Consider the following 13,315-nt stretch of genomic DNA (forward strand, 5'->3'; position numbering starts at 1 on the left):
ACCCATTAATTTGTATTTCTGATAATTAAAATCGTTTTTTATCTTGAGTAATTTTTTGAGGAGCTTTATTTTTCGGCCAACACTACTGGGAAGTATACGAATGCTGACCGGGCTACTAGTGGGAATTACCGCCTTGCAGGCGACGGGAACCGGATGGACATTATTTGCGCCAATTACCATTACAGGACAGGAGGATGTACGTGTATTTTACGACGAAACCCTGGCGATTACCCTGGACATGCTTGCCATCGATTACGGTGGAGATCCCAATGACCTGTTGATTCAGGTTGAAGAGGGAACCGGCTATGTCTTTTCGGACAATTCCATCACCCGGACCATCGAATACGACGAAAACTGGGCAGCAGCTGGTGAGGAAATCACAGTCAATGTCAGGGTAAGCGATGGGTCCGATGAGGCCAGCTACGGGCTACGGGTATTGGTTGTTCCCCCGATGACCCAAACGAACTACAGTGAAAATACCTGCCTGGGCACCATTTCCCTCACCGTTAGGGCCTACCGACCCGACCCGGGGGTCGCTTCCGAGTCCTTTCCCTTTGTTTTTACCTTATTGACACAGGAAGAAGAAGTCATTGATGTCATTACCTTCAACAGCAACTTTCCCGGTCAGAGCAGTGCTTCCGCTACCTTTGGCGTGGAGGGGCTGGACCTTAATCGAAACGATGCCTACATCATACGGGTGGAGGACAACCTGGGCAGAACCTTTCAACGAGATGCCGGGCCCATCGGGGAGGCATATTCCCTTGACTTTGACCTGAACGTAGCCGGTCCCCTGTGCGCCGGTGATCCCGGAGGTGTGGTCGAATACATCATCTATAACGCCGAAGTACCCCTTAGTTTTTTTGGGATTTACGACGAAGAGGAAAATCTGGTGACCGAACTGTATGACATCGTCAGCCTTACCGAAGATTACATCGTCGTGAGCACAGATAATCTGGCTGCGGGGAATTATACCCTTGAGGTGACCGACCGCTTCGGCTGTCTGGGATCAGAGCCTTTTGAGATCGTACTGCCCGAACCCATACTGGCAGAGGAGGCACTCAGCGATCCCTCCTGCTTCGGAGCCTCAGACGGGCAAATTGATTTAACAATCAGTGGAGGCTGGTCACAGCCTTTCGCCGGTAGTCCCATTGAGTCCGCCCGGGAATATGCGATTGAATGGTTTACCGCCGGAGGGACCGAACTGGGTACCGGAGTCAATGAACTGGTAATGGAGAGTGGCACCGTAACCGGAATGAACAGCAGCCTGTCGGGCCTGGCTGCCGGTGGGTATTATGCCGAGATAACCGAAAGTGTGCGTCGGTTTCAGATTCCGGATGCCGAACCCCTGGTCTGTACGATCACTACCCCCATTTTCGTATTGGACGGTCCGGATCCACTAAACCTCAATGCCACCTCTACCGACATTTCCTGCCACGGTGCCGGGGATGGGCAGCTAGGCATCTCCCCTACCGGAGGTACTACTCCCTATACCGTAGATTGGTACCAGGGAAACGTTGCTGATCCGGAACTACCGGATGCCACAGGTTTGACAGCGCTACCGGCACAGGCCGGAGATGGACCTTTTCTGAGACAAGGGCTTCCCGCCGGAGATTATGCGGTTGTACTTACCGATGCAAACGGATGTTTTCTGGCTGAAAATTTCTCTGTAGCCGAGCCTCCTCCGCTGTCTATCATTGAACGAACGGATCTTCGGCAAGATGTGCTGTGTTTTGGCGAGGAGACAGGAACCATTGTGCTGGAAGTAGATGGTCCCACCACCCCTCCCTACTTTTTTGAGGCATTCCGGAACGGCGCAGCGAGCCCCATCGCCGCCCCCCTTGTTTCGCTGGGGTTCTCACCGGTCTTTTTTAACAATCTGCCGGCCGGAGAATACCGCATCCGGGTAACCGATTCCTTTGGCTGTACCTTTGACCTGGAGGGTATCCAAATCGAGCAGCCCCCCACCGGCCTGCTCATTGAAGAGCCGGTAATCTCGGAGTATGCCGGCTTCCAACTGTCGTGTGCAGGCGCCAGTGATGGAAGCATCGAACTGAGCATAACGGGTGGCCAGGGAGCATTGGATTTCCTATGGACCGGGCCGGATGGTTTTGAATCTACCGAAAAAGATATCTTCGATCTTTCACCGGGTCAATATCAATTTGTGGTCACCGACGAAAACGGCTGTACGGCCACCATTGGATCGGTAGAAATGAACGCCCCTCCTCCGGTGACAATCGATGCCGATATTCCACAATACAACGGCTTTCAAATCAGTTGCTTCGGCGCTGCCGACGGACGGATCACCTCCCTACCCGCTGGAGGTACTGGTACCTACACGTACAGCTGGACCGGGCCGGATGGGTTCACCTCCGATCAACCCGAGCTAGCCAATCTGGAGCCGGGGAACTATGAACTAATCGTTACCGATGAAAACGGCTGTAGTACCACAGCAAGTTATTTGCTCGAACAACCGACACCACTGCTGATCGACGAAATACCGGAGGAGCGGGTCAACATCACCTGCTTCGGTGAGGATACGGGCGCCTTGACCGTCGCTTTGACACTATCGCTGCCTCCCGTTCGATTGGATCTGGGCCTGATGGGGGAAACGGATCCGCTTCGAACGATTAGTGAATTTACCGAAGAAGGGTACGCATTCACTAACCTGGAAGCCGGTATTTACTGGGTACGGGTCACTAACGGCAACGGCTGTACGGATGTGGTCGAAGACATCCTCATCATTCAGCCGGAAAATGGATTGGAGCTGACAAATGTCATGGTCTCTGACTACAATGGGTTCGGAATTTCCTGTCAGGGCGCCGGCGATGGCTTTATCTCCCTGGAAGCCATTGGTGGCCTGGGCGATGTGAGCTATGCCTGGACGGGACCGGACGGCTTTACCTCCCCGAGTAGTACCATCAGCAATTTGGGTCCGGGAACGTACGAATTACTGGTAACTGACGATACCGGCTGCACGCTTGCCGAAAGCTTTGACGTAAGCGAACCTCAGCCCCTGGAGCTATCCGACGAGGTATCTGATTTCAATGGGTTTGGTGTCCAATGCTACGGAGGCGATCAGGGATTCATCAACATCAGCCTATCGGGAGGCGCAACACCGTTTACCATCGCCTGGACCGGTCCGGAAGGGTTTGTTTCGGATGCCCTTTCCCTGGAGAATCTGAGCGCAGGCCTTTACGAGCTCAGCGTCACCGACCAAAACGGCTGTCAGATCAGCAGCAGTTACAATTTGTTGGAACCCGAAAGCCTGGAACTGGTCGAATTGCCTGAGGAAAGAGTAGACGTGGCCTGTTTCGGTCAGGAAACCGGAAGCCTTGGCGTGACCTTGATCCGTGGATCAACCGCTCCTTACGCTTTTCGGCTTGAAGATGCGGAGGGCACACTCGTGCGGGAAGCGCCCTCCCTCACGGATACAAGTTGGGTTGTAACCAATCTTTCCGCCGGTTCTTACCGCATGCAGGTTAGGGATGCAAACGGCTGCACCCAGGAACTGACAGATCTGGAAATTAGCGAGCCGGAAGAAGGGGTACAAATCGAATCGATTGAGACTTCCGATTACAATGGCTTTGGCATCAGTTGTTTTGGCGCCGGAGACGGGTTTATTGAGGCTAGGGTGAGTGGAGGTTCAGGGGCCTACGGTTTTTCATGGGAGGGGCCAAATGGCTTTACCTCCGAACTGCCGCTACTCACCGACCTGGAGCCGGGCAGCTATGTCCTGACCGTAACGGACGAAAACGGCTGTATCCTTTCGGAAACCGTAGAACTGACAAGTCCTGAACCACTACTACTTTCGGATACCGTATCCAGTTACAACGGGTTTGCGATTCAATGCAACGGGGGAAACAATGGATTTATCGAACTAACCCTTTCCGGAGGAGTGGCCCCGCTCTCCGTCGCCTGGACCGGGCCGGATGGCTTCAGTGCCTCGACCCTCACTTTGGAAAATCTGGTAGCGGGCATCTATGAAGTCACTGTCTCGGACCAAAATGCCTGTCGGATTCAGCGGAGCTACAACCTGCTGGAGCCGGAAGGACTGGAGCTCATTGAGTTGACAGCAGAAAAAATCGACGTGGCCTGCTTCGGACAGGAAACGGGCAGGCTGGGCATACAACTCAGCCAACCTACTTCGGCACCTTATCGGTACCGGCTACTGGATGCCGGGGGAACGGTCGTGCGTGCGTTGGACGCTAGCGAAGAGACACGTTGGGTGGTGGAAAATCTACCCGCAGGCATTTACCGGGCCGAAGTAAGCGACGGCAATGGGTGCCAACAGGATCTCCCCGGCCTGGAAATATCCCAGCCGGAGGCGGGCGTGCAGATCGACGCCATTGAACGCTCGGATTATTCCGGATTCGGCGTAAGCTGCTTTGGTGCCAGAGATGGCTTCATTCGGGTTAGCGTTTCCGGTGGATCGGGTAATTATACCTTTGACTGGAGCGGACCGGACGGGTTTACCTCCTCGGCACCGATAATCGAAAACCTGGCTCCCGGGACCTATCAGGTGAGCCTCAGGGATGAAAACGGCTGTACGCAAACCTCCGAGCTTCTGGAAATCCGGTCTCCGGATCCCCTCACGGTAGATGCGGAAGTTTCCGATTTCAACGGCTTTGCCATTCAATGCCACGGGGCAAACGATGGAGCAATAGGCCTGACGGTAGCGGGCGGAACGGGCAATTACCGCTACACCTGGACCGGACCGAGTGGATTTATTTCGAGTGCGGCCCGTATTTCCGGACTTTCTCCCGGAACCTACCGGGTTCGGGTCATCGACGAAAACAATTGCGAAATCCTGCGAGAATTTGAGCTTCAGCAGCCCGAACCCGTGCAGGTCGCCCTGGAGGAAAAGGTGGATGTACTGTGTTTTGGCGAGGCCACCGGGTCCATCGCCATTTCCGTATCTGGGGGTGTTCCGGATTCCTACCGCTTTGAGTGGAGACGAGACGGAGCGCTGCTCGAACCAGGTACCCAAAATTTGACCGACATTCCGGCAGGCACCTATTCTTTGTCCGTGGTGGATGCCAACGGCTGCAGTACCGGGATCGGGGAAATTGAAATAGTACAGCCGGAGGCAGCCCTCGCCGTGACCCTCAACCAAACGCCCATCTCCTGCTTCAATGCCAATGATGCGAACCTGAACGTGGACATTCAGGGGGGAGTGGAACCTTACCTGGTAAGCTGGAACATCGGTTCCACCCAACGCGGGTTTACCGGGATCGGACCGGGCTTCTATCAGGTCACGGTCACCGATGCAAATGGCTGTACCCAGGTCCGGGAAACGGTCATCGAAGACCTTCCGGTATTTGATATCGATCCTGAGGTCGTCCCCATCTCTTGTCACGGAGCGGCGGACGGAAGTATTCTCCTCAACCTGGAAGGTGGGGAGGCGCCGGTTCGGGCCACATGGGACCATGGACCCGAGCAGTCCTCCCTGTTCAACCTGGGTCCGGGAGAATACCGTGTCGTGCTCGAAGATGCGAAGGGCTGTACAATCGAAAGAACTTTCAATTTGGTTGAGCCCGACCTCTTGCTGGTGGTAGAACAAATTCAGGATGCGCTTTCCTGCGAAGACGGTCAGAGCGGATCCATTGACCTGGTGGTTTCGGGGGGAACGCCGCCCTACGCCTATAATTGGAGCAACGGGGCCACTACCCCCAGTATATCGGGGCTTACGAATGGAAGTTACTCGGTAGAAATTACGGATCAATCGGGCTGTTTTGTAAGCCAGACCTTCCAGGTAAACCGTCCTTCTCCCATCGTTATTGATATGGTTTCCAGTACCGATTCAAACTGCGAACCACGAGAGATTTCGGAAACATTTGAAATCAACGTGGATGGAGGTGTCGCACCCTATACCATCGAATGGAGCCATGGGGATGTTTCGGAAGATGGATACCGAATGGTTAGCAACGAGCCCGGAACCTATTCGGTGACGGTGACCGATGGCTTCGGGTGCAGGCAATCCAGGACTTTTGTCGTGGAAAACAGTCAGGTATTGGTGGAAGGGGATTTTGCCTCCGCCTCCTTCCCGGTTTACGGCGAAAATCTGGTCAACTACGAGGTGCAGTTTATCAATTCGAGTAGTGGCAATATCCGTTCCTACTATTGGGATTTCGGGGATGGCAACAACAGCCTGGAAGCCGCTCCTTTGCACCGCTACCAGGAAGCGGGGACCTACACCGTGGAGCTGACGGCCTATGACAACTGGGGCTGTTCAAGCAGCAGCAGTTTTCAGATAGAAATTCTGGACTATTTCCTGCAGGTACCGAACGTGTTTAGCCCAAATGGTGACGGCATCAACGACTACTTCTTCCCGAAATTTCTCTACATCGAAACGCTATCCTTTACCATTATGAACAAATGGGGAGAAGTTTTATTCCACACCAAAGACCTGGATTCCCAGGGATGGGATGGAAGTTACCGGGGGCAGGAAGCCATCCCGGGTAATTACGTGTACAAAATTGATTTTACGACTACCGATGGCAGGACCTTTTCTGATACCGGTGCATTGATGCTTTTGGAATGAAGTATTTACGGATCTTCGCCCTGATCGGGGCCTACGTACTATTGAGTCAGGCAGAAAGCCGGGGTCAGGATTTTCACTTTACGCAGTTTTATGCGGCACCGCTAAACCTTAGCCCCGCATTTGCCGGAGCCATGGAAACGACTCGGGTGGGCATCAATTACCGCAAGCAATGGCCAGGCTTTGGCTACGATTTTAACGCGGCCGGCTTTTACTACGATACCTACCTGACAGATTCCAGAGTGGGTGTAGGGGTTTCCGTCTCTCAGTTTACCGAGTCTTTTTTAAAGATCCGCTCGGCAGACCTCGCCGGCTACATTTCCTATCGGCTCAATCTGGATGAGGCGACTTACCTCCGATTTGGTGGACAGTTTGGGGTCGTCAATCGCAGTCTGACCTTGCAGGAACTGGTCTTTGGCGACCAAATCAACCTGCTTACACGCAGCATCAATCCTAGCAGCATCGACCGGCTTCCCGGAGAAGACAGCAACTGGTATCCGGATATTTCCTTTGGGGCACTGCTTCAGGGAAGGGACTTTTGGTTGGGGGTCAGCAGCGCCCACCTAACCCAGCCCAACGTGGGCTTTCTGGATGATGGCATTGGGAACAATTTACCCATCAAATGGGGATTTCACGGAGGATACGTCAAAGACCTGGACAACCGCATGTTTAAAACACACCGGATTCGCAACGTGTTTTCTGTTTCCTTCAATTACAAAAGGCAAGGTACCTTTCAGCAAATCGAAGTCATCCCCCAATTGCAGGTCGAAAATTTCATCGGTGGTCTGGGCTTTCGAAATGTCACCCGATTCAATGACTTGCCCGACCAAAACTCCATCAATGCCGTCTTGGGATTTAGCCTGCTGGAAGGGATCACCATGGCCTATAGCTACGATTACATGCTGAATCGCTTCAGCAATCCGGCACATGTATCGCACGAGGTTTCGATCTATTTTACCGACTTGAGAAAAAAGCGCCTCATTCAAACCCTCCTCCCCTGCCCTCCGGGCAACACCAACTGGAGGTATTAAAAATGCATGTCTGCAAAGTCCAGGTACTGTTGCCAGTCGTAGGGAAGCAAACCGTGGCCCCCGGACCGGACGTGATAGCCAATATGACCCATTTCCGGTTGATCCAGGGGAGGCTGTGTGGTAACGGGCATGCCCTGCAAACCAAACAAAGCATACACGGGACTGGCGGCAACACAAGACAAAAACTCTCCCCGGGGATCCGCCCAACGGTCTTCTACACCGCTGGCCACGTATACGGGACGGGGTGCCATCAGCGCCAGCAACTGGTGCTGATCAATGGGCAATGCGGATTCGTTCTCGTTGTATCGGCTGAAATTGGCAGCAAACCAATGGGGAAACGATCGGTTGATCCTGCCCACTGTTTCTCCGTACTTTCTCCGGGAAAGCGCGGCTCCCCCGCAGCCGGAATTGTTGGAAATCACCAACGCAAAACGGGTATCCATGGCTCCTGCCCATAGCGCTGCTTTTCCCAAACGGCTGTGGCCCAGCACGGCAACTTTTTCTGGTTGGACCCAGGCTTCGGTTTCGAGAAAGTCCATCACCCGGGAAAGGCCCCAGGCCCAGCCGGCAATACTTCCCCAGGAAGCTTCATTTCTGGCTTCTTCAGGATACAAGGCATGTACCCCATTACGAAAGCCATCGTCAAAATCCGGATCTACCTCCCCGTAATACAAGCTGACCAAACCGTATCCCCTGGAAAGGATCGCTTCGTAGGGCCAATTCGGAATGCGCTTTCCCCTGCCCGCTTCAGAAGCCTTATTCTCACTGCTTCCCATGGTTTCGTTGTTCCGAATCCAGGCCTGGGTCACCGGGACCTGCGCATCGCTGGCAAGGGTGTGGTTTCCGTAAAAGTTCAAGCCCAAAAAAGCAGGAACAGGCTGACCCGTGTTTGGGTAAAAAAGCAAAACGTCAAAAAATATTTCCTTCGCATTTCGTTTCAGGTACAGCCTCACGCCCTTTCTGCTGGCTTTTCCGTCCAGAAAATCAGGGTTTTCAAACAAGGTTTCGGCACGCAATTCCCCATCCCATTCGGGGGATTTTCCGTACACTTCCGATTCAAATAGCCTGAATACTTCCGCTCTTCGTTCCTTCCAGTCTTCCGGATTTCCTACCTGTCCACCATGCTCGAACCGCAGGGGATCCGGCAAGGCGTAGTCCGGTACCCGGGATTCCTCGTAATTCGGTTCGAAATCCTGCCCCAAACCGACGCGAACAAAAATAACGGTACAAAGTACCGGTAGCATAAAGACACTTTTCATGGCGGTAGTTCTTTGAAGCAGAAGGTAGGAAAATTTTTCCACTTTAAAACCGACTATACCGCATTAATCGAAAACTGCAGAAAACCTTGGGCAATAAAGCGGCAGAATACAAGGCGATTGGATAGAATCAGGAACAAGTCTTCCTCCTTTGATACGGAACCCGTATATTTGCGCTCGCAAGAAAACAGGAGCACACGCATGAATGATTTTATAGAGGAATTACGGTGGCGGGGCATGCTGCAAGACATGACCGCAGGAATTGAAGCGCATTTAAACGAGGGGCAAGCGACTGCCTATCTGGGATTTGACCCTACTGCAGACTCGCTCCATATCGGACATTTAGTCGGTGTCATGACCCTGCTCCATTTTCAGCGAGCCGGACACCAGCCGGTAGCATTGATCGGCGGTGCTACCGGAATGATCGGCGATCCCTCTTTCAAATCAGCGGAACGAAACCTATTGGACAAAGACACGCTGGACCGCAACATCTCCGGGATTCAGCGTCAGCTTGAAAAATTCCTTGACTTCGGTTCAGATAAACCCAACAGGGCCCTGCTTGTCAACAACTACGATTGGATGGCAGGCTTTTCTTTTCTGGAATTTATCCGGGACGTGGGTAAATACATAACCGTCAACTACATGATGGCGAAGGACTCGGTAAAAAGAAGGTTGGAAGAAGGAAATGGCCTTTCCTTTACGGAGTTTACCTATCAGCTAATTCAGGGGTACGACTTCTACCACTTGTGGAAGCATCAAGGTTGCAGCATTCAATTGGGAGGCTCCGATCAGTGGGGAAATATTGTGACGGGAACCGAACTAATTCGGAAAAAAGAAGGCGGGGAAGCCTATGCGCTGACCGTTCCCCTGATCACAAAAGCGGACGGTAGCAAATTTGGAAAGACAGAAGGGGGCAGCGTTTGGCTGGATCCTGAAAAAACATCTCCCTATGCCTTTTACCAGTTCTGGCTAAACGTATCCGATACAGATGCCTCCAAGTACATTCGGATCTTCTCTACGCTTGATCGCAAAACCATCGAAAATCTGGAGGAGGACCACCAGGAAGCCCCACACCTACGCTTGCTCCAAAAAGCAATTGCAAAAGACGTCACCATTCGTATTCACAGCGAGGCGGATTACCAAATGGCCCTGAAAGCCTCCGGAATCCTATTTGGCAAATCCTCACTGGAAGATCTTGCTTCCCTTGACGAGCGCACCTTTCTTCAAGTATTCGAAGGCGTCCCCTTCATGCAGGTAGCACGCGCCGCTTACCTGGAGGCGGATAATGTGGTAGACTTGCTCTGTACGGATCAAACCATTTTCAGCTCAAAAGGAGAGGCCCGAAAATTGATACAAGGAGGGGGACTTCTCATCAACAAGGTTAAAATTTCCGATCCTCGCGCCAAACCGGAGATCCCCTTGCTGCAAGGGACCTATCTGCTGATTCAAAAAGGGAAAAAAAATTATTTTATTATCAAAATTGAAGGGTAGCGAACGATCCGGCATGTGTGGGACAACGACTACCGGCCAACCTCAAAAATGGGCGTTTACGAAAGACAACAGCGAGAGAAGAAAATCCTGGAAGCGGCAATTCAGCTTTTTGGCGAGGGAGGAGTACACGCTACCACCGTCTCAGATGTGGCCAGAAAAGCGCGGATCAGTAAGGGACTGGTTTATTTTTACTATAAAAGTAAAGAAGACCTTTACCTGGCCCTTACAAAGAAAGGCATAGACGAATTGAAGGACCTTTTTAACAAATCATTCGGTAAAACCAAGGAAAAAACAGGCTTAGAAGTAATGAGCACGTTGGTAGAGGGTTACCTTTCGTTTGTGCAGGAGAAACCTGTATTTCACGAAGCCCTGCTCGATTTTTTTTCCCTGCTTCCATTGTACCAGCAGGAAAAGGACCGGGTCAGTCCTCTGATTTTGGAAAGCCCTTATTTTACCAAACTTATTCAAAGTCACCACGACCTTGCCAAACTGGGAATCAAAGCGATTTCCATGGGAATAAAGGACGGAAGTATCCGTCCGGATTTGCATGCGGAGAGCACCTTTTATACGCTATGGAGCATGATGATTGGCTACAGTAAGGTGACCGGTTCGATATCCCTCGAGCCTACCGACATCAAAATTAACGCCGAAAGCTGGAAAAACGGCTTTCTGAAACTTTTCTTTGAGATACTCAAAGGCAGCCATACCCCTTTTAAAAGCCAACCGATTCAAGGAAAGCTATTTTAGATTTTTCGCGGGTTTCCGCCACGCCTGCCTGACTAAATTATCTTCCCTTGGAAAACGATTAGGCATCTTTCTTGTTCTATTAGCATAAAACATGTACTAAAAAACCAAGAAATTATGGATTTACTAATCGGATTTTTGTTTGTGCTCGCCATCGCTCTTGCGCTCTATTTGATCTTCAAACGAATCTTTAACCGTAAAAAGGGTCGCGTGGATCGGACCCAGGAGCTTTCTTCGAAAGAGGTAATCGGAAAGGAAGTGTCAAATTTTGAGGGCGATAGCGAAAAAAAGGGAAAATCCGACCAATCGTCCTGAAATTCCTGACCGATCCCCTCACGAGTATTATAGAATTCCAGTCCGGATGCAGAAAAAAAATTAAATGGTAAACGGATGGGAAAATTTGACAGGAATACGCTAAATTGTTCATGGAACATTAAAATTTGAATTTTCTCACAAAATTACCATGGATTTAAGCTCGCTATTTTCGCTTCACAATAAAGTTGCCATCATTACCGGTGGTAGCAGAGGTATTGGTTTTTCCATCGCCCACTTTTTTGCTGCAGCTGGTGCAAAGGTGGTAATCAACAGCCGAAGCCAGGAGCGCCTGGATGAGGTCACGCAAAAGCTGCGGGAAAAAGGCTACGAAGCCATAGGGATTGCCAACAATATCGGACATCCGGAAGAACGTCAAAACCTCATCAATCAGACCATCGAAAAGTATGGACAAATCGATATTTTGGTGAACAATGCGGCCACAAATCCTGTCTTCGGGCCCATAGAAGAAAATGAACTCGCCGTATTTGACAAAATCCTTGACGTCAACCTCAAGGCACCCTTCGAACTTTCCAAACTTAGCTTGCCGTACCTGCGGCAATCGGCTTCCGCATCCATCATCAACATCAGTTCCACCTCTGCTCTGTCACCGGAAAAAGGACTGGCTTTGTACAGTGTTAGCAAATCGGCATTGGTGGCACTCACCAAGGCTTTTGCCAAAGAATGGGGCACCTATAACATTCGGGTGAATGCCATTTGTCCCGGTTTGATCAAAACCAAGTTTAGCGAAGCGCTTTGGTCCAATGAGCGAATCAAGGAAAAGTTTCTGTCCGAACTACCCCTGAAGCGGATTGGCGACGAAGAGGAGATTGGCGCGATGGCCTTGTTTTTGGCCTCTCCTGCATCCAGTTATACCACCGGAGCCGTCTTCACGGTGGACGGCGGATTCAATGCCTGAAATCGCTGGCTAAGTAGTATCGGACTTTCGATCGCCGCTATCCTGCTCTTCGATTTCCACGGTTTCTATTTTGACAGCCTGCTTGATCGGTGTTACCTGTCCGCCGACGTTTTCGGCAATAAAATAGGTCAGTTGGGCTCCGAATAGAAAAATCACAGCAGAGTAATACACCCAAATCAACACCACCACCAGGGAACCTGCGGTGCCATAGTAGCTTCCTACGTCTGCATTTCCCATGTAAAGGCCGATTAGGTACTTGCCCAGTCCGAACAACAACATGGTGACAAAGGCTCCCAACCAAACATCTTTCCATCGGACAACAGCATCCGGAAGAATTTTGTACATGAGGCCAAAGACCAGCATCAAAATTCCCTCGGTCACGAAAAAATTGATAACGGAAGCTATTTTCAGGGTATCGCTATCGAAAATTGTTGAAAAGTAATTCAGAAAAAGCACAATAAGCGCATCGGCGATCAATGATACCAGGAGTAAAAAACCGATGGAGGCCACCATAGAAAAGCTAAGCAATCGGTTGATCAGAAACTTCAGCAGCCCCTTTTCCGGTTTGGGTTTGATATGCCAGATATGGTTAATACTATTTTGAAGGCTGACGAATACCGTGGTCGCGGAAAAAACCAACACACCGATTCCCACGATTCGGGTATAAATCCGCTGCCCACTGATGGATACATTTTTCATGACCGCATCCAGGGTGTCCGCACTTTCTTCGCCAACGAGTCCCGATACCTGGGCAAGCAACTCATCACGAACAGCTGTCTCGCTGTACAGGATTGAAGCGATGTGTAAAACGATAATCAATAAGGCCGGCAGGGAAAAAATGGTGTAAAAGGCGGTAGAAGCAGCAAAGGTAAGGGAATCGCTTTTACCAAAGTCCTTCACGCTATCCGCTAGTATCTCAAAAAAAGTATATTTTTTTAGTTTTTTTAGTTTTCGTTTGATCATGGGCAGTGGTTCAATTGGCTACCTTACTCTGATCAAAAACCATTCCTGAATTCAGGCCAGG

The 13,315-nt window shown here is 51.1% G+C and carries 8 protein-coding genes; 6 read left to right on the plus strand and 2 right to left on the minus strand.

The window, feature by feature from the left end; genetic code table 11:
- The first annotated feature begins 43 nt into the window (after window positions 1–43).
- The gene (locus ABWH99_RS14465) at window positions 44–6,541 is read left to right on the plus strand and encodes a PKD domain-containing protein (protein WP_375582560.1); all 6,498 of its coding nucleotides are present in this window, start codon (window positions 44–46) and stop codon (window positions 6,539–6,541) included.
- The gene (locus ABWH99_RS14470) at window positions 6,538–7,569 is read left to right on the plus strand and encodes a PorP/SprF family type IX secretion system membrane protein (protein ID WP_375582561.1); all 1,032 of its coding nucleotides are present in this window, start codon (window positions 6,538–6,540) and stop codon (window positions 7,567–7,569) included. The genes ABWH99_RS14465 and ABWH99_RS14470 overlap by 4 nt, the downstream gene beginning before the upstream one ends.
- Here ABWH99_RS14470 and ABWH99_RS14475 read toward each other — a convergent pair.
- Window positions 7,566–8,828 carry an acetylxylan esterase gene (locus ABWH99_RS14475; protein ID WP_375582562.1) on the minus strand — a complete coding sequence of 421 codons (1,263 nt, stop codon included), beginning with the start codon at window positions 8,826–8,828 and terminating at the stop codon, window positions 7,566–7,568. The genes ABWH99_RS14470 and ABWH99_RS14475 overlap by 4 nt on opposite strands.
- Before the next feature lie 198 nt (window positions 8,829–9,026).
- Between ABWH99_RS14475 and tyrS the strand changes: the two genes are divergently transcribed.
- From tyrS to ABWH99_RS14495, 4 genes are all read left to right on the plus strand, one after another.
- Window positions 9,027–10,316 carry a tyrosine--tRNA ligase gene (tyrS, locus tag ABWH99_RS14480; protein ID WP_375582563.1) on the plus strand — a complete coding sequence of 430 codons (1,290 nt, stop codon included), beginning with the start codon at window positions 9,027–9,029 and terminating at the stop codon, window positions 10,314–10,316.
- Window positions 10,317–10,364: 48 nt separating this feature from the next.
- The gene (locus ABWH99_RS14485; protein WP_375582564.1) at window positions 10,365–11,063 is read left to right on the plus strand and encodes a TetR/AcrR family transcriptional regulator; all 699 of its coding nucleotides are present in this window, start codon (window positions 10,365–10,367) and stop codon (window positions 11,061–11,063) included.
- A 114-nt stretch (window positions 11,064–11,177) separates the two neighbouring features.
- Complete coding sequence (locus tag ABWH99_RS14490) at window positions 11,178–11,375, plus strand: hypothetical protein (RefSeq protein ID WP_375582565.1); 198 nt, start codon at window positions 11,178–11,180, stop codon at window positions 11,373–11,375.
- A 148-nt stretch (window positions 11,376–11,523) separates the two neighbouring features.
- On the plus strand, window positions 11,524–12,291 hold the full coding sequence (locus tag ABWH99_RS14495; RefSeq protein WP_375582566.1) for an SDR family NAD(P)-dependent oxidoreductase: 768 nt from the start codon (window positions 11,524–11,526) through the stop codon (window positions 12,289–12,291).
- A gap of 9 nt (window positions 12,292–12,300) precedes the next feature.
- Here the strand turns inward: ABWH99_RS14495 and ABWH99_RS14500 are convergent, their stop codons facing one another.
- A complete protein-coding gene (locus ABWH99_RS14500; RefSeq protein ID WP_375582567.1) occupies window positions 12,301–13,254 on the minus strand; it encodes a YihY/virulence factor BrkB family protein in 954 nt (317 codons plus the stop codon).
- Window positions 13,255–13,315: the final 61 nt, after the last annotated feature.

The organism is Cyclobacterium xiamenense, from assembly GCF_042140265.1.
GTDB classification, from domain to species: Bacteria; Bacteroidota; Bacteroidia; order Cytophagales; family Cyclobacteriaceae; genus Cyclobacterium; species Cyclobacterium xiamenense_A.